This window comes from Halorussus limi (assembly GCF_023238205.1).
GTDB classification, from domain to species: Archaea; Halobacteriota; Halobacteria; order Halobacteriales; family Haladaptataceae; genus Halorussus; species Halorussus limi.
This window is the reverse complement of record NZ_CP096659.1, coordinates 1508871-1526090: the sequence shown is the minus strand read 5'-3', so window position 1 is coordinate 1526090 and position 17220 is coordinate 1508871. Positions and strand designations below refer to the sequence as shown.

The window sequence follows — 17220 nt, the reverse complement described above, 5'->3', positions numbered from 1 at the left end:
ATCACTTCAGAACGAGCGCTGACGCAGCATCGTAGTCCTCGAAGGCCTCCTCGGCGTCTCGAACCGCCTCACGCACCGCTTCGGCTTCGTCTTCGCGCACTCGCTCCAGCGACCGCCGGATTCGCGGGGCGGCGTCCTCGCTGGAAGTGGAGGTGGCCGCACCGATAACGCCGAGCGCCTGCGTAGCGGCGGCGCGTACCTCGGGGACCGGGTCGTCCTCCGCCGTCGAAATCAGTGCGTCGAGACACCGCGTCGACCCCCGCTCGGCCAGATACTTCGCCGCTTCCGCCCGCACATCCGGGTCGTCGTCGCGTAAGCGTTCGAGGAAGTACTCGTACCGTTCTTCGTAGTTGCGACGACCCGCCACGTCGGAGAGGTACTTGGCGCACGCGGCCCGCAACTCCACGAAGTCGCCCTCCTCGGTACCGTCCGGCAAGTCCTCGACGTCGATTTTGACCGTGCCCGGACCCACGTCGAGCAGTTCTCGTTCGAGGTCATTGACCGCCCCGCGCACGGTGAACCCGTGCTCGCCCGGTTCGAGGCCGCGTCGTTCGTCGGCGAGTCCGATGGTCGCCTCGTAACCCCAGACGTGCAAGTCGATATTTCGCGTCGTCCCGACCATAACGGGGGTCACGACGGCGTTCTTGTCGAACACCCTGAAATCGGACCCGTCTGCGCGGACCACCACGTCCTGGTCGTACACCGTCCCGCGGTACACCGCGGAGGGTTCGCGCTCGACTATTTCGACCGGAAGCCGGGCGTCCATAGTCCGACATCTCGGAGGAGCGACAAAGTGCTTGCGCAGGACGGTGTTTCCGTCGGGACCGGTCGTCGAACCGTGACGGACGGAGCGAACACCGCCGCGACGAGAGGGTAAAGTAGCTTCAATCCCTACCTCGCGTTACAATGAGTGACGCCGATAGCGGGCCGCTTTCGCCCGACAGACCCGAGGCCGAGAGCGACTTCCGGGTCGAGGCGCCCTTCGACCCCGCGGGCGACCAACCCGACGCCATCCAACAGTTGGCCGCGGGGTTCGAGTCGGGCATGGACAAGCAGACGCTACTGGGAGTGACGGGGTCCGGGAAGACCAACACCGTCTCGTGGGTGGTCGAGGAGATTCAGAAACCCACGCTGGTCATCGCGCACAACAAGACGCTGGCGGCGCAGTTGTACGAGGAGTTCCGCAACCTCTTCCCGGACAACGCCGTCGAGTACTTCGTCTCCTACTACGACTACTACCAACCCGAGGCCTACGTCGAGCAGACCGACAAGTACATCGAGAAGGACGCCTCCATCAACGAGGAGATAGACCGCCTGCGCCACTCCGCGACCCGGTCGCTGCTGACCCGCGACGACGTCATCGTGGTGGCCTCGGTGTCGGCCATCTACGGACTGGGCGACCCGCGCAACTACGAGGAGATGAGCCTCCGCCTCGAAGTGGGCGACGAAATCGGCCGCGACGAACTGCTCGCCCGTCTCGTGGACCTGAACTACGAGCGCAACGACGTGGACTTCACGCAGGGTACGTTCCGAGTGCGGGGCGATACCATCGAAATCTTCCCGATGTACGGCCGGTACGCCGTGCGCGTCGAGTTGTGGGGCGACGAGATAGACCGCATGCTGAAAGTGGACCCGCTGGAGGGAGAGGTCCAGTCGGAGGAGTCGGCGGTCCTCGTCCACCCCGGCGAACACTACTCCATCCCCGAGCAGACGATGGCCGACGCCGTCGCCGAAATCGAGGACGACTTGGACGACCGCATCCGGTACTTCGAGCGGAACAACGACCTCGTCGCGGCCCAGCGCATCGAGGAGCGCACGACCTTCGATTTGGAGATGATGAAGGAGGCGGGCTACTGTTCGGGCATCGAGAACTACTCGGTCTACCTCTCGGACCGCGAACCGGGCGACGCGCCCTACACCCTGCTCGACTACTTCCCCGACGACTTCCTCACCGTCATCGACGAGTCCCACCAGACCGTCCCCCAGATAAAGGGCCAGTTCGCGGGCGACAAGTCCCGGAAGGACTCGCTGGTCGAGAACGGGTTCCGCCTGCCGACCGCCTACGACAACCGGCCGCTCACGTTCGAGGAGTTCGAGGAGAAGACCGACAAGACCCTCTACGTCTCGGCGACTCCCGCCGACTACGAACGCGAGCAGAGCGACCAGATAGTCGAGCAAATCGTCCGACCGACCCACCTCGTGGACCCCAAGGTGGAGGTCTCGGACGCCGAGGGCCAGATAGACGACCTGATGGACCGCATCGAGAAGCGGACCGACAACGACGAGCGCGTCCTCGTGACCACCCTGACCAAGCGCATGGCCGAGGACCTGACGGAGTATCTAGAGGAGGCGGGCGTGGCGGTCGAGTACATGCACGACGAGACCGACACGCTCGAACGCCACGAACTCGTCAGGGGCCTCCGACTCGGCGAGTTCGACGTGCTGGTCGGCATCAACCTGCTGCGCGAGGGCCTCGACATCCCGGAGGTCTCGCTCGTCGCCATCCTCGACGCCGACCAGCAGGGGTTCCTGCGCTCGGAGACCTCGCTCGTCCAGACGATGGGCCGGGCCGCCCGGAACGTCAACGGCGAGGTGGTCCTCTACGCCGACGAGGTCACGGACGCGATGGACGCCGCAATCGGCGAGACCCAGCGCCGCCGCCGCATCCAGCAGGAGTACAACGAGGAACACGGCTTCGAGGCGACGACCATCGAGAAGGAGGTCTCGGACGCCAACCTGCCGGGGAGCAAGACCGACACCTCCGGCGTCACCGACGGCGAACCCGAGACCGACGAGGAGGCCGAGCGCCGCATCGAGGAGTTGGAGGAGCGCATGAACGACGCCGCGAGCAACCTCGAATTCGAACTCGCCGCGGACATCCGCGACCGCATCCGAGAACTCCGCGAGGAGTTCGAGGTCGACGTGGACGTGGAGGGCGACGGGGTACCGGAGCCGACCGAAGGGTTCTGAGCGTCCCCGACGGCGAGACGAGTCCGACCGCTTTTCCGACGAAATGCCGGGGCGCGACGCGCCTTCGGAGAGCGCGAGTCAGTCGTTACCAAACTTAAGGCGAAACGCGCCGAACCGTCGGACGTGTACGACAGGATACTGCTTCCGACCGACGGGAGTCGGGCCGCCGAATCGGCCGTGTCCCACGCCGTCAGTCACGCCGAGCGATACGACGCCGAACTGTACGTGCTTCACGTCGTCGACGAGACGGAGACCACGTCCATCGTCGGTCACGGCGACGAGCGCCAGCAGGCCGTCGAAGCGCGAGTGGAAGACTCGATGTCGTCCATCGTGACGGAGGCCAGCCAGCGGGGAGTGTCAGTGACCGACGACGTCGAAGTCGGGACTCCACACCGTACCATCCTCTCGTACGCCGACGAGCGCGACATCGACCTCGTCGTCATGAGTACGCACGGCCGGTCGGGCGTCGACAGGGTCGTCATGGGCAGCGTCACGGAGCGAGTCATCCGCACGGGCGACGTGCCGGTCGTGGCGGTCCAGCGCGAGTAGGCGGCGCGAAACGTAAGCCACGACTGTCTCGAAGAGCGAGGGAGACGTAGATGACGAGACGCGTAGCGGCGGACGGGTTACACGGCGTGCTCCGGTGGGCCGACGAGCGCAACTTCCACCACCACCTGTTGGTGGCCGCGATACTCGGCGTCGCCGTGGGACTCGTGGCGACGGCGTTCCGCGTCGTGTGGCTGTTTCTCAAGCACCACCTCTGGTCCGCGCTCCCCCAACTGTACTGGCGAGTCGCGGTCAGCACCGCCGCGGGACTGCTCATCGGGGGTATCCTCTACCGTACCTTCTACCCGGGCGCGCTCTCCGCGCTCGTCCAGCAGTTTCACCGCGAGGGACACGTCCCTATCGAGGAGAACGTCCCGGTCGTTCCGGTGGGACTCGTCGGACTCGTCGCCGGACAGAACGCCGGCCCCGAAGGCGTGATGAGCGTCGTCGGCGGGTCGTTCGGAACGAAGATAGCGGAATTGTTCGGGTTCGAGAGTTCCACGAAGTTGCTGACGCTCGCGGGGATGGGCGCGGGGTTCGGCGCGATTCTGGGGGCGCCCATCGGCGGGGCGCTCCTCTGGTTGGAACTCCCGCACAAGCGGGGTCTCGAATACTACGAGGCCGTCGTGCCGACGTTCGTGGCCAGTTTCGCGGGGTATCTCACCGAGGTGCTGTTGGGCGGGATGGAACTGTTCCCCGCGTGGCGCGCGAGCACCCTCGTTCCGGTCGAACCGTGGCAGTTGGTCGCGGCAATCGGCGTCGGGTGCGTCTGCGTCCCCTTCGGGTTCGCGTACACCCAGACGTTCGCGTTCGTGGGGCGACTCTTCAACAGGTGGTCGCCGGCGGTGTACGTCCGGACGACGCTGGCGGGTCTCGGTATCGGCGTCCTCGGATACGCGCTCCCGCTGACGTACTTCTACGGCGGGTCGAAGATGAACGTCCTGCTGTCGGAGACGCTCTCGCTGGAGGTGCTGTTGCTCACGCTCGCGGGCACGATGGTCGCGGCGGCGCTCACGATTCACGGGAACTGGCTCGGCGGTCTCATCATCCCGCACATGTTCATGGGCGCGCTCGTCGGGCAGGCCGCCGCGCTCGTCGTCCCGAGTCTCCCGCCGACGTTCGCCATGCTCGCCGGGATGGCGGCGTTCAACTCGGTCGTGACGGCGACGCCGCTCTCGTCGGCGCTCATCGCGATTGCGCTGACCGACGGCGCGAGCATCACGCCGATATTCTTGGCAAGTCTAATCGCCTTCGTCGGGAGTCCCGGACTCCAGTTCCTCGAAGCGGCCGCGCCCCGGAACGAGTCGCCGAACTTCCACGTCGGTGACGACTGACCGACGGAGCGGACTCGAAGGAACGGCGGAGAACGAGCGGAGAGCAGGCAGAGAACTGACGGTGAGCGTCGGAGCGTCGCTTATTCCGACGTCGAGTACTCGGGGGCGCGCTCCGTGGTTTCGTCGGCCTCGTCGAAGTCCGTCTCGTCGAAGTTCACCCCGTCGCCCTCGCCGTCCTCCGGCGACAGCATCTCCTCCACGTCATCCAGTCCGAGCAGTTCCTCGGTCTCGGCGTCGAAGTCGAGGCTGTCGAGCGATCGGCCGTCTCCGGCCACGTCGCTCCCCGTGAGGTGCTTGCCGTACCGGCCGACCATCGAGGTGAGTTCCTGCGGGAGGACGAAACTGGTCGAGTCGCCCTGTCCGATGGCGTCGAGCGTCTCCAGTCCCTTGTCGATGACCGCGCGTTCGCCCATCGACTCGGCGGACTTCGCGCCGAGGACGGTCGAAATCGAGTCGCCCTGCGCCTCCAGAATCTGGCTCTGCTTCTCGCCCTGCGCTCGGATGACGTTCGCGGCCTTCTCGCCTCGGGCCGTCTCGATGGCGCTCCGGCGCTCGCCCTGCGCCTCCAGAATCATCGCGCGTCGCCGCCGCTCGGCCGCGGTCTGTTGCTCCATCGCGCTCACGACAGTCGGGGTCGGCATCACCGACTGGACCTCGACGGCTTCGACCCGGACGCCCCAGTCGTCGGTCGGCCGGTCGAGTTCCCGGTGGATGCGCGAGTTTATCTCCTTTTGCTGTCGGAGCGTCTCGTCGAGTTCCATGTCGCCCACCACCGCCCGGAGCGTGGTCTGGGCGAGGTCCGAGACCGCCTTCTCGTAGTTCTCGACCTGCAGATACGCCTTCTCGGCGTCCATCACTCGGATGTAGATGACCGCGTCGGCGGTCACGGGCGAGTTGTCCTCCGTGATGGCCTCCTGTTCGGGCACGTCGAGCGTCTGGGTCCGCATGTCGAAGGTGTGAGTCCTGCTCACGAGCGGCGGAATCAGGTTCAGGCCGGGACCAAGCAGTCCCCGGTACTCGCCGAACACCGTCAGCGCGCGCTTCTCGTAGGGACCGACGATTTCGACCGCGCTGGCGAGAACCGCGACGACGAGTCCCAGCGCCAGCAGACCGACGACCGTCAGGGTGTCCAGCATGGGGAGGAGAAAGAGGAGCGCGAGGACCGCGACGACGCCCGCCAGCAGGCGCGAGACGTTCCGGCCGGCGGTGAGTCGCCCCAACTCGTAGAACGGATTGTTCATGTCGCTCAATCGAGGCTAAGGCGGCTTAACGTTTGACGTTTATGTCGCTGGCCGGACAAAGGGAAGTATGGCCAACACGCGCGTCGCTCTGGCGAAAGGGTTCTCGGTCGGTGTGGTCGTCATCCTCCTACTGAGCGGTGGGGCCGTCCTGTTCGAGGGCGGATTCGGTGGTGTGGACTTCCTACTGGCGTATCTGCTCGCTCTCCTGTTCTCGACGGCGGCCGCGGCGGGCATCTGGACCGGGCGTTACAGGCTCGCGGCCGTCGGCGGGGTCGGGATGCTCGCAGAGGTGGTGTTACAGCGGTTCAACCCGTTCTTCGTCGGCCTGACGACGTTGCTGCTGGTCGCAGTCGTCGTCGGATACTCGGGCCGGACGCGCGAACACTTGAGCGAGGGTTGAGCGATAGGCGTCACAACTGCCGCTCGATGGTCTCCGCGGTCTTCTCGCCGACGCCCTCGACTTCCCGCAACTCCGCGACCGACGCGGCCCGAATCCCCTCGACGCTCCCGAACCGCCGGAGGAGTTTCCGGCGGGTCTCCGGGCCGATGCCGGGCACGTTGTCGAGTTCGGTCGACACGTCGTCCCGGAGCGTCTGGTGGTACCGAACCGCGAAGCGGTGGGCCTCGTCGCGGACGCGCTGGAGGACGTGGAGGTGGTCGGCGTCGCTCGGCCAGTCATACGTTCCGTCGGGCGTAATCACGACCTCCTCGTCCTTGGCGAGCGCTATCGCGGGCACGTCCCACTCGGCGTCCGCGAGCGCATCGCGGGCCGCGCCGAGTTGGCCCTCGCCGCCGTCGATGAGCAGGAGGTCGGGGTCCGGCCGGTCGTCGCGGCCCTCGACGGCGCGAGACGCCCGCCACCGGACGAGGTCGTACATGTTGGCGTAGTCGTCGTTCCGGTCGTCGAGTTTCTTCCGGCGGTAGCCCGACTTGTCGGCCGAACCGTCCTCGAACACCACGTCGCTGCCGACCGCGTGCTTTCCTTGGGCGTGGCTCACGTCGAAGCCCTCGATGCGCCGGGGCACCCTGTCGAGGTCCAGCGCGTCCCGGAGGGCGGCCAGTGCGTCGGGTTCGCTCGCGCCCCGCCGGGCGTTCTTGAGCGCGAGGTCCACCAGCGTCGCCTCCCGGCCGGCGCCCGGCACCCGGGCCGCGACGCCCTCGCCCTCCAACCAGTCGAGGACCTCCTCGTCGTCGGGCCGGTCGGAGAACAGCAGGGCGTCGGGCAGGTCGCGCTCGGTGTAGAACTGGGTGACGAACGCCGAGAGGACCGCGCCGGCCCGGGTGTCGGCGTCGGGCGCGTCGGTCTCGGCGTCGCCCTCGGGAATCGTCACGGCGTGGCGCTCGCGGTCCACGAGTTGGCCCGACTCGCTGTGGAGGCGCGCGACGGTCGCCGAGTCGCCTTCGAGCGCGACGCCCAGCACGTCCACGGTGCGCTCGTCGCTTTCGCTGGCGACCGCCTCGCCGGCGCCGCCGTGGAACCCCTCGACCGCGTCGAGTTTGTCCCGGAGGTTGGCCGCGCGCTCGAACTCCCGGTTCGCGGCGGCGTCCTCCATCTGCCTGCGGAGCGGGTCGGCGAGGACGCCGGTCTCGCCCTCGAAGAAGCGGACCACCGACTCCACGTCGGCGACGTACGACTCGCGGTCGATTTCGTCGGTGCAGGGCGCGGTGCAGAGACCGATGTCGTAGTCGAGGCAGGGCCGGTCGCGGTTGCTGTACTTGTGGTCCGAACACCCACGGACGCCGTAGGTCTCCCGGAGCGCCTTCACGACCGTCTCGACCTGCGTCTTCCGCGTAAAGGGCCCGAACACGCGCGGGCCGGAGACGGCGGGACCGCCGCCTGACGCGCCGACCCCGCCGCCGTCGCGTCGGGCGCGGGCTTCGGGGTCCGGGTCGCGGGTAATCTCGATGCGGGGGAACTCGTGGTCGGTGAGTTGGACCAGCGGGTAGGACTTGTCGTCCTTCAGTCGGACGTTGTACCGCGGCTGGAACCGCTTGATGAGGTTGGCCTCCAACAGGAGGGCCTGCGTCTCGGTGTCCGTGACCGAGTAGTCGATGCTGTCGGCGCGTTCGACCATCCGACGGATACGCTCGCCCCGCGGGTCGGCGTACGACCGCACGCGGTCCCGGAGGTCCACGGCCTTGCCGACGTAGACCACCGTCTCGCCGTCCTCGAACTGGTAGACCCCCGGTTGGCGAGGCAACTCCCCGGCGCGCTCGCGTACCGCATCCCCGTCCATCGAGCGCAGCTAGTCGCTACGCGGCTTTGAACCTGTTCCTACCGCGGCCCGGAGCCGTCGGGCGACGTCCTCGGCGTCGTCGTCGCTGACCGGCACCCGCATCGGGTCCCGGCCCGCGCGCTCGATGACGAGTTCGCGCTCGCGAGAACTGAAGTAGAGAGCGACGAGCGCGAGCGCACCGACGACCAGCAGGCCGCCGCCGACCAGCAGAACGGTGGTGAGCATGCCGAGGGCCTTCGGGAGGACGGAGACGAGTTGCGCGATGCCGGCGCCCGGCGCGTCCTCGGGCGGGGTGACGCCGCTGAGACTGTCGAGAATGCCGCTGGTTTGGAGGAGGACGCCGCCGCCGAACAGCACCGCGCCGTAGACTCCCGACCGGACGCCCCACCCGACGTAGGAGTCGCTTCCGGTGGTCTCGACGGTGGCGTCGAGGACGTTGGGCCGGTCGGCGTGGTCGAACCGCCGTCCGTCGCCGTCGGGCGTGAACACGAGGACGCGGTGGGTCGTGACCGCGACGCGGGCCCCCTCGACGGTGAACTCCTCCTCGACCTCCTCGCCCTGAAACAGCATCTGGGAGAGGCGGTCGTCCGTCGCCTGCGACAGCGGGGACTGGGTCGTCGTCATCGGGTCGCCGGGAGCGGGCCGAAACGGTTGCGGCCAGTACCTCGTCGTCCGCGACCCCAGCAGTCGTGCCACCCGTGGTCCATCATTTGTATCTCGGTACGCCGCTTTCCATCTTAACCCTACTGGCATCGTCGGTGTGAGTAACGTTGGCGTCCGCCGGTGTGAGCGACGTTGACGCCAATCGGTGCGAGCGACGTCGGCGTCCGACCCGGAGGTTTCAACTCGCTCCCGGGACAGGTTCGGGGCATGGACGACGCGAAACTCTGGCTGGTCGAGCGGACGTACACCGACAAGGGACTCGTCTCGCTGGTGTACGCGACCACCGACGGCGAGCGGTACATCCAGAAGCAGCGGTCGATGAACATGCTCAACCACGTGGACGTGACCGCGGCCGTGGACGCCGACCCCGAGTCGCTGGACGCTGTGGACGACGAGGAGACCCGCGAGCGGTACGCCAGCGAGGCGACGCGCATGGCCGAGCAACACGACCCGGACGACGCGGTCTGACCGCTCTCGTCGTAGGTCGCTCGCTTCGGAAAAAAGGCCGCGGACGGGAATCGGCGTCAGTACGAGCGCCGGTCGACTTCGTCGCCGTTCTCGTCGTAGAGGTACGCCGTGTCGCCGCCGTCGTTCCAGATTTCGTGGCCGAAGGCGGCGTAGAGGTCGTCCGAGTCGTCGGTACCGCTCCCGGAGTGGACCCAGACCGAGTCGCCCGAAGCGAGCGTGAAGCCGCTCGGGAAGGTGTAGGTGTGTCCGGCCGCGTCTTCGAGCGTGTAGCCCGACAGGTCGAGTTCGCCGCTTCCGGTGTTCTTGACCTGGACGCGTTCGTCGTTCGGATTGCTCGCCTCGGCGTATACCCACTCGACGGAGGCCGTGCCGCTATCGCCGCTACCGCCGTCGCCGCCGTCGTCGATAGTCCGACAGTGCCAGAGGCCGCGCAGGTTGGCCTGCGACTCGTTCTCGGCGCTGTAGAACGTTTCGCGCTGACTGAACGTGCTGTCGTAGACGCGGGCGTGGCCCTTCTCGATGAGGTCGAGGTTGAAGTTCTCGCCGTTCAGGTAGACGTACGCCAGCAGGCGGCCGTAGTCGCCGCGCCGGTCGGACTGGCTGTCGAACTTCAGCGTGACCGTCTTACCGACGAGAGTGTCCTTGGTGAACTGGCTCGCGTTCTTCCCCGCGCTCCGGAGACAGTCCTTGCCCGCTTGGGTGTTGGGGACGCCCTCGAACTCGCCGGGCGTGTTCTCGACGTTGACCTCCGGCGTGTCGACGCCGAGGAGTCGGACCGTGTCGGTCGACCCGTTGGAGTACCTGACGTCGACCGTGTCGCCGTCGGCCGCGCTCGTGACCGTGACGGTCACGCTGTCGCTGATGCTACTCGTGGACGCGTCGTGGGTCGTCGGGAGGACCGCCGCGCTTCCGGCCACCGTCAGACTTCCCACGAGCGCTACCGCCGTGATTATCGAAAGGAGCTGTTTTCGTCGCACGCCTATCCGATATAGTTTTTAGTTTAAATCTTCTTCTAATAAATATCGTCTCGGTACGTTTGGTTACGTTTCGCACGGGAGCGCGGCGCGAGTATCCAGTTCGGCCGACACGATAAGACAAGGGTTTACGTAGGAGAGCGCAAAAGGCGCGACCATGGCCGCCATCGAAATAGACGGAGTAACGAAGCGGTACGGCGACGTGGTCGCCGTCCGCGACCTCTCCTTCGAAGTCGAAGAAGGCGAGGTGTTCGGCTTCCTCGGCCCCAACGGCGCGGGCAAGTCCACCACCATCAACATGCTGCTGGACTTCGTTCGCCCGACCGAGGGAGACATCCGGGTCCTCGGCCGCGACGTTCACGACGAGAGCGTCGCGGTTCGCGACCACCTCGGCGTCCTCCCCGAGGGGTTCTCGGTGTACGACCGACTGACCGGGAGACAGCACCTCGAGTTCGCCATCGAGTCGAAGGAAGCGGACGACGACCCCGACGCCATCCTCGAACGCGTCGGCCTCTCCGGCGACGGCGACCGGAAGGCCGGCGGTTACTCGAAGGGGATGGCCCAGCGCCTCGTCCTCGGGATGGCGCTGGTCGGCGACCCCGACCTGCTGGTGCTGGACGAACCCTCGACCGGACTCGACCCGCAGGGCGCCCGCCAGATGCGCGACATCGTGCGCGAGGAGGCCGACCGCGGCGCGACGGTCTTCTTCTCCAGCCACATCCTCGGGCAGGTCGAGTCGGTCTGTGACCGCGTGGGCATCCTCCGCGACGGCCAGTTGGTCGCCGAGGACTCCATCGAGGGCCTGCGCGAGGCGACCAGCGCCGACACCGTCCTCCGGGTCACGGTCGGCGACGTTTCCGAGGCGGCGCTCGACGACGTGCGCGACCTCGACGGCGTCTCCGAGGTCGAACTCGACGAGGGCGGCGGTCTCCTGACCGTCTCCTGCCAGAGCGACGCGAAGACGACCGTCCTCTCGACGCTGGAGGAGACCGGCGTGGACGTGGTGGACTTCGAGACCGACGAGGCCTCGCTCGAAGAACTGTTCATGGACTACACCACCGACAAACAGGAGGTCGAAGCATGACGTGGCAGGCCATCGCCCGGAAGGACTTCCGGGACGCGGTGCGCTCGAAGTGGCTGTGGGCGCTGTCGGCCATCTTCTTCGGCCTGTTCGTCGGAAGCGCCTACCTCATCGGGTCGAACGTCCAGTCGAGCGGGAACGGGTCGCTGACCGGCGAGGTGTTCGTCCCGACGCTCGGGAACCGCGTCGTCGCGCTCATCGTCCCGCTGGTCGCCATCGTCGTCGCCTACAGTTCCATCATCGGCGAACGCGAGTCGGGGTCGCTGAAGTTGCTCCTCTCGCTGCCCCACTCCCGACAGGACGTGGTCGCGGGGAAGGCCACCGGCCGGAGCAGCGTCCTCGCGCTCCCGATACTCGTGGCGATGCTCCTCGCGGCGATTCTCCTCGCCATCTACGGCGTCGACGTGGGACCGCTGAAGTATCTCGCGTTCGTCGGCCTGACGCTCCTGCTCGGGGTCGTGTTCGTCAACCTCGCGGTCGGCGTCTCCGCCGCGGCGTCCACGAACCGGCGGGCGATGCTCGGCACGGTCGGACTCTACGTCGTCCTCACGATGCTCTGGACGCAGGTCCGGCGCGTCCTGCTCGTGTTCAACGACAAACTCGGTCTCGGTTGGGAACAGATGACGCTCCTGAAGTACGGACTGTTCATCAAGTTCTTCAACCCGATTCGGGCCTACGAGAGCCTCGTGACCCGACTCTACACCGACAGCGTCCTCAGCGCGCGACTCTACAGCGTCGGCAGGATGCAACGGCAGGTCATCACCCAGCAGTTCGGCGACCTGCCGTTCTACCTGTCGGACTGGGTCGTGCTGGCCCAGTTCCTGCTCTGGTTGCTCGTCCCGGTCGCGCTCGGCTATCTGGTGTTCGAGAAGTCGGACCTCTAATCCGGTCCGCCGCTCCGACCCGCTACGCCTCGATTCCCCGCTCTTCTAAGAACGCCTCGAAATCGCCTTCGTCCAGCACCGGCACGTCGTTGTCGTCCGCCGCGTCGAGTTTCGTCTGACCCGGACTGCCGCCCGCGACGAGGTAATCCGTGTTGCCCGAGACGCTACCGGTCGCGTTCGCGCCGCGGTCCTCGACCAACTCTCGGGCGTCGCTCCGGGTGTAGTCGTCCAGCGACCCCGTGAACACGAACGTCAGGCCCGCCAGTTCGTCGCCGGTCTCGGTCTCGTCCGGGGTCTCGAGCGGGCCGACGGCGTCGAGGAGGTCGTCGATGACGCGCTCGTTCTGGGGCGAGTCGAAGAACTCCGCGATCTGGTCGGCGACCTTGGGGCCGACGCCCTCGATGGCCTCCAGTTCCTCGCGGGTCGCGGTCCGAATCGCGTCGAGGTCGCCGAACTCGCGGGCGAGGTCGGTCGCGGTCGCCGGGCCGACCTTCGGGATGCCGATGGCCGAGAGGAACTCCCGCAGGCGTGGGTGTTTCGACGCGTCGAGTTCCGCGAGCAGGTTCCGGGCGCTGGTCTCGCCCCACCCTTCGAGGGCGACGAGGTCGTCCTCCTCGATGCGGTAGAGGTCGGCCAGACTGTCCTCTATCAGTCCGGCGTCGACGAGTTGCTCGACGCGTTCGCCGCCAAGCCCCTCGATGTCGAGTCCGTCGTCGCTGGCGTAGTACTCGACCGCGCGCCGGAGTTGCGCGACGCAGGCCAGTCCGCCGGTGCAGTAGGCCATCGGGCCGTCGAACTCCACCGCGCTGTCACAGACCGGGCAGTGGTCGGGGAACACGTAGTGGCCTTCGGCGTGCTTCTCGACCACCTCGGCGACGTAGGGAATCACGTCGCCCGCCCGCTCCACGTCCACCTCGTCGCCGACGTTGACGTTCATCTCGGCGATTTCCTCGGGGTTGTGGAGGCTGGCGCGCGAGACGGTGACGCCGCCGACGTCCACCGGTTCGAGCAGGGCCACCGGCGTCAGGCGGCCGGTCCGGCCCACCTGCACCGTCACGTCCGTGATGGTCGTGACCTCCGAGCGCGCGGGGAACTTGTAGGCGAAAGCCCACCGGTAGTGACGCTCGGTGGTCCCCAACTCGGCGCAGGTGGCGAGGTCGTCCAGTTTGATGACCACGCCGTCGATTTCGTAGCCGAGGTCCGGCCGGTCGGCCATCAGACGGTCGCGGTAGTCGACGGCGTCTTCGATGTCGTCGGTCCGCTCCGAGCGGTCGTTGACCTTCAGGCCCCACTCGGGCAGGGTCTCGTGTTGCTCCCAGTGGGACTCGAAGTCGTAGGACGAGTCGAGCACGTCGAAGAAAAAGCAGTCCAGCGGCCGCCCGGCGGTCACGGAGGGGTCCAGTTGGCGGAGGGTGCCCGCCGCGGCGTTCCGGGGGTTGGCGAAGGGGTCCTCGCCGCGTTCGACGCGCTCGCGGTTGAGTTTCCGGAAGGCTTCTTGGGGGATGTGAACCTCGCCGCGGAGGACCAGACGGTCGGGGTAGTCGCCCCGGAGTCGGTGGGGCACGCTCGCGATGGTCCGGACGTTCTCGGTCACGTCCTCGCCGGTGTAGCCGTCGCCCCGCGTGGCGGCCCGGACGTACTCGCCGTCCTCGTAGACGACTTCGACCGAGAGGCCGTCGAACTTGGGTTCGCAGACGTAGCGCACGTCGTCGCCGACCTCGCGGCGAATCCGCTCGTCGAACTCCCGAACGTCCTCGACCTCGCCGCTCGAATCGATGGAGAGCATCGGCGCGACGTGTTCGACCGTGCCGAGTTCGTCCAGCGGTTCGCCGCCGACCCGGCGGGTCGGACTGTCGGCGGTCTGGAGGTCGAAGGCGTCTTCGAGGTCCTGCAGTCGGGTGAAGAGGGCGTCGTACGTCCGGTCGGCGATAGTCGGGTCGTTCTCGACGTAGTAGCGGTAGTCGTGGAGGCGGATGGCCTCCCGGAGCAGTCGGGCCTGCTCGTCGGCCTCGGCCTCGCTCAACTCCTCGACCGGCCGGAAGTCGGTCGTCGGCTCCTCGACGTAGGGGTTCTCGTCCGCGCTCGCACTCGCCATTATCGGGTGTTGTCGCCTCTCCGGTAAAAATCCGGTCCCATCGGCGGCCGGGACCGAGGACCAGTTGGGCCGCCCGCCTCCTAAACTTCGAGGAGAGGCGGGGAATAATCTAAACTTTCGTACCAAAACACCATCGCGCCCGGAAATCCGAAAGACTATGAGGGGATAGTGATACCGCCTCTCAAGGTCGATGCCCTCCCCGAACGACTCCCCCGAATCGGACCGCGACCATCCCAGAGAATCGAGCGCCGAACGCGCCAGCGAGTCGGACGCTGACCGCCCCCGCGACTCGGACGGCGAGCGTCCCTCCGAACCGAAGAACGAACCCGCCGCGGACGACCCCCGGATGAACGACGAGTACGTCCGGAGACTCCCTGACGAGGGCGTGACCGTCGTCGGGGTCGTCCACGACCACCCCGCGAGCGTCCACCGCGCACGCGCGGTCGTCCGGGAACGCGACCCCGCGGTCGTCGCGCTCGAAGCGCCGCCGCTGGCGGTGCCCCTCTACGAGACCTACGCCCGCGAGAGTCGGACTCCGCCGACGTTCGGCGGCGAGATGAGCGCCGCGGCGCAGGCCGCCGGCGAGACCGACGCCGAGGTCGTCGGCATCGACGCGCCGACGGCGGGGTTCTTCGCGCGACTCGTCCGGAACTGCCGGTCGGCGGGCGCGTCGCTCGGCACGCTCCGGCGAGTGGCGTCGGGCGTCGCGTCCGTGACCCGCCACGCGCTGACCTGCCGGGTCGCGGCCGCAGTCGCCGACCGGACCTCGCTCCGGGTCGAGGTAGACGACCCCGTGGACCACGACTGCGACCGGACCGACCCGCCCGCGGTACAGGCCCGCGACGAGGTTTCGCAGGCCCGGCGCTCCCAGTCGCTCCTCCGGGCGTTCGACCCGCCGCGGCCGGTCCGCCTCCGCGACGAGACCCGCGAGGAGTGCATGGCCGAGAGGCTGTCGGCGCTCCGCGAACGGGGCGAGACGGTCGCAATCGTCGGTCTCGACCACCTCGACAGCGTCGCCGAACAGGTCGAAGCCGACTGAACGGGCCGGAAAACGAAAGAAGAGCGTCTGCGGTCGAACGCGAGTCGCCGTTACAGGTCGCTCCGGAGTCGAATCTCGTCGTCGGTGACGGCGTCTACGTTACTCCCGTCGAGCGGGTAGGTGTCCTCGTCGGTGTCGCCCCAGTCGAGCGACGCCTTGATCTTGTCCGTGATGCCGGCGTCCGGGTTGACGTAGGCGGTGTCGCCGCGGACCTCCTGCACCATTCCCACCTTGTCGTCGCCCATCATGACGGGTTTGCCCTCGTCGCTGTCACTGAACTGTGCCATAGCAACGGACGTACCACAGGGTCCCTGATGGGTACTGTGGCCTTCGACTGTCAGGTCGGTTTCGACCGGGCGGTCCTCCGGTCTCACCGGGGTCGGGGACGAGGCGACCGGAATCAATCGCTCTTTGTAGAGATGGCGGGTATTGCGAAGACCCCGCGTACTTAAGCCGAATCCGTACGAGGGTGGACACATGCGCGAGGACTTCCTCCTGCTGAATCCCGGGCCGGTTCCCGTGACCCGCGAGGTACGACAGGCGATGAGCGAACCCATGGTCTCGCACCGCTCCGCCGAGTTCGAGGCCGTCTACGAGCGAGCGCAGGACGCGCTCGACCACGTGTTTACCCAATCGACGCTCGACGGCGAGACGACCGCGAGCGACGGCACCAGTCTCGTCTTCAACGGCACGGCGACGATGGCGATGGAGGCCGCCGTGGCGAACCTCGTCGGTACGCTCAGCGGACGCGGCGACGACGGCAAGGTCGTCCCGCTGGTCAACGGCAAGTTCGGCCGACGCTTCGAGCGAATCGCCGACCGGTACGCCTCGGTCGACCCCGTGAAGGCGACGTGGGGCCACTCGCTCGACCTCGACGCGGTCGCCGAGACCGTGGACGACGACACCGACGTGGTGACGATGGTCCACAACGAGACCTCCACGGGCCTGCTGAACCCGGTCGAGGCGGTCGGCGAAATCGCGGCGGAACACGACGCCCACTTCGTCGTGGACGGCGTGACCTCCATCGGCGGCGACGAGTTCCGCATCGACGACTGGAACGTGGACGTGGCCGTCACCGACGCCCAGAAGTGTCTGGCGGCACCGCCGGGGACCTCCGCGATGTACGCCACCGAGGCCGCACAGAAGGCGTTCGACGGCGACGCCGCGCCGTTCTACGAGGACCTCGACTGGCACCTCCGGAAGGCCGACTCCCACCAGACGCCGTTCACGAGCGCCGTCCCGCTGTTCCGCGGTCTCGCGGTCGCAGTCGAGGACATCGTCGAGGAGGGAATGGGCGAGCGAATCGAGCGCCACCGCGAGCAGTCGCGGGCGTTCCGCGAGGCGTTCACCGCGATGGGACTCGACCTCTTCGCCGAGCGCAACGACGCGACCGAGTACTCCAACACCCTGACTGCGGTGTCGCTCCCGGCCCACACCCGCGAGAACCCCGAGGCCTTCTTCGACGCCGTCGAGGACCGCGGCGTCTCCATCTCGGGCGGGCAGGCCCACCTCGGCGGCGAAATCTTCCGCGTGAGCAACATGGGCGGTCTCTCCTCGGAGCAGATTCTGCGTGGCGTCCGTACCATCGGCGAGGCCTTCGAGGAGACCGGCGAGGACGTGGACGCCGAGGCGGGCGTCGAGGCGGCGCGCGAGATTCTGCGGTAGGCGTTTCGAGCGGTCCTCGAACT

The 17220-nt window shown here is 67.5% G+C and carries 16 protein-coding genes; 9 read left to right on the top strand and 7 right to left on the bottom strand.

What is annotated here, in order from left to right; all coding sequences use genetic code 11:
* Position 1: 1 nt before the first annotated feature.
* Positions 2 to 766 carry a HEAT repeat domain-containing protein gene (locus M0R89_RS07840; RefSeq protein WP_248651997.1) on the bottom strand — a complete coding sequence of 255 codons (765 nt, stop codon included), beginning with the start codon at positions 764 to 766 and terminating at the stop codon, positions 2 to 4.
* A gap of 140 nt (positions 767 to 906) precedes the next feature.
* Between M0R89_RS07840 and uvrB the strand changes: the two genes are divergently transcribed.
* From uvrB to M0R89_RS07825, 3 genes are all read left to right on the top strand, one after another.
* Positions 907 to 2970 carry an excinuclease ABC subunit UvrB gene (gene uvrB / locus M0R89_RS07835; RefSeq protein WP_248651996.1) on the top strand — a complete coding sequence of 688 codons (2064 nt, stop codon included), beginning with the start codon at positions 907 to 909 and terminating at the stop codon, positions 2968 to 2970.
* A gap of 123 nt (positions 2971 to 3093) precedes the next feature.
* Entirely contained in the window at positions 3094 to 3519 is a 426-nt protein-coding gene (locus M0R89_RS07830; RefSeq protein ID WP_248651995.1) for a universal stress protein, read from the top strand.
* 50 nt (positions 3520 to 3569) lie between these two features.
* Positions 3570 to 4850 carry a chloride channel protein gene (locus tag M0R89_RS07825; protein WP_248651994.1) on the top strand — a complete coding sequence of 427 codons (1281 nt, stop codon included), beginning with the start codon at positions 3570 to 3572 and terminating at the stop codon, positions 4848 to 4850.
* An 80-nt stretch (positions 4851 to 4930) separates the two neighbouring features.
* On the opposite strand, the gene M0R89_RS07820 is transcribed toward M0R89_RS07825, so the two are convergent.
* Positions 4931 to 5986: an SPFH domain-containing protein gene (locus tag M0R89_RS07820; RefSeq protein ID WP_248652248.1), complete on the bottom strand. Its 1056-nt coding sequence runs from the start codon at positions 5984 to 5986 to the stop codon at positions 4931 to 4933.
* Between the two features lie 172 nt (positions 5987 to 6158).
* Between M0R89_RS07820 and M0R89_RS07815 the strand changes: the two genes are divergently transcribed.
* Entirely contained in the window at positions 6159 to 6491 is a 333-nt protein-coding gene (locus M0R89_RS07815; protein ID WP_248651993.1) for a hypothetical protein, read from the top strand.
* Positions 6492 to 6501: 10 nt separating this feature from the next.
* On the opposite strand, the gene M0R89_RS07810 is transcribed toward M0R89_RS07815, so the two are convergent.
* Together M0R89_RS07810 and M0R89_RS07805 are read right to left on the bottom strand one after the other, a co-directional pair.
* Positions 6502 to 8328: an excinuclease ABC subunit C gene (locus M0R89_RS07810; RefSeq protein ID WP_248651992.1), complete on the bottom strand. Its 1827-nt coding sequence runs from the start codon at positions 8326 to 8328 to the stop codon at positions 6502 to 6504.
* 9 nt (positions 8329 to 8337) lie between these two features.
* On the bottom strand, positions 8338 to 8952 hold the full coding sequence (locus tag M0R89_RS07805) for a hypothetical protein (protein WP_248651991.1): 615 nt from the start codon (positions 8950 to 8952) through the stop codon (positions 8338 to 8340).
* A 246-nt stretch (positions 8953 to 9198) separates the two neighbouring features.
* Here M0R89_RS07805 and M0R89_RS07800 point away from each other — a divergent pair, with 246 nt between their 5' ends.
* Positions 9199 to 9459: a DUF7967 family protein gene (locus tag M0R89_RS07800; RefSeq protein WP_248651990.1), complete on the top strand. Its 261-nt coding sequence runs from the start codon at positions 9199 to 9201 to the stop codon at positions 9457 to 9459.
* 56 nt (positions 9460 to 9515) lie between these two features.
* On the opposite strand, the gene M0R89_RS07795 is transcribed toward M0R89_RS07800, so the two are convergent.
* Positions 9516 to 10436 (bottom strand): lamin tail domain-containing protein, encoded by a 921-nt coding sequence (locus M0R89_RS07795; protein ID WP_248651989.1) that lies wholly within the window; start codon positions 10434 to 10436, stop codon positions 9516 to 9518.
* Positions 10437 to 10590: 154 nt separating this feature from the next.
* Here M0R89_RS07795 and M0R89_RS07790 point away from each other — a divergent pair, with 154 nt between their 5' ends.
* Both M0R89_RS07790 and M0R89_RS07785 read left to right on the top strand, forming a co-directional pair.
* Entirely contained in the window at positions 10591 to 11517 is a 927-nt protein-coding gene (locus M0R89_RS07790) for an ABC transporter ATP-binding protein (RefSeq protein ID WP_248651988.1), read from the top strand.
* Positions 11514 to 12398 carry an ABC transporter permease subunit gene (locus M0R89_RS07785; protein WP_248651987.1) on the top strand — a complete coding sequence of 295 codons (885 nt, stop codon included), beginning with the start codon at positions 11514 to 11516 and terminating at the stop codon, positions 12396 to 12398. Before M0R89_RS07790 ends, M0R89_RS07785 begins: the two co-directional genes overlap by 4 nt.
* Before the next feature lie 22 nt (positions 12399 to 12420).
* Here the strand turns inward: M0R89_RS07785 and ligA are convergent, their stop codons facing one another.
* Positions 12421 to 14493 carry an NAD-dependent DNA ligase LigA gene (gene ligA / locus M0R89_RS07780; RefSeq protein WP_248651986.1) on the bottom strand — a complete coding sequence of 691 codons (2073 nt, stop codon included), beginning with the start codon at positions 14491 to 14493 and terminating at the stop codon, positions 12421 to 12423.
* Between the two features lie 190 nt (positions 14494 to 14683).
* On the opposite strand from ligA, the gene M0R89_RS07775 reads away from it, so the two are divergent.
* On the top strand, positions 14684 to 15532 hold the full coding sequence (locus M0R89_RS07775) for a hypothetical protein (protein WP_248651985.1): 849 nt from the start codon (positions 14684 to 14686) through the stop codon (positions 15530 to 15532).
* A gap of 50 nt (positions 15533 to 15582) precedes the next feature.
* On the opposite strand, the gene M0R89_RS07770 is transcribed toward M0R89_RS07775, so the two are convergent.
* Positions 15583 to 15819: a DUF8593 domain-containing protein gene (locus M0R89_RS07770; RefSeq protein ID WP_248651984.1), complete on the bottom strand. Its 237-nt coding sequence runs from the start codon at positions 15817 to 15819 to the stop codon at positions 15583 to 15585.
* A gap of 190 nt (positions 15820 to 16009) precedes the next feature.
* On the opposite strand from M0R89_RS07770, the gene M0R89_RS07765 reads away from it, so the two are divergent.
* Positions 16010 to 17197: a pyridoxal-phosphate-dependent aminotransferase family protein gene (locus M0R89_RS07765; protein WP_248651983.1), complete on the top strand. Its 1188-nt coding sequence runs from the start codon at positions 16010 to 16012 to the stop codon at positions 17195 to 17197.
* Positions 17198 to 17220 lie beyond the last annotated feature (23 nt).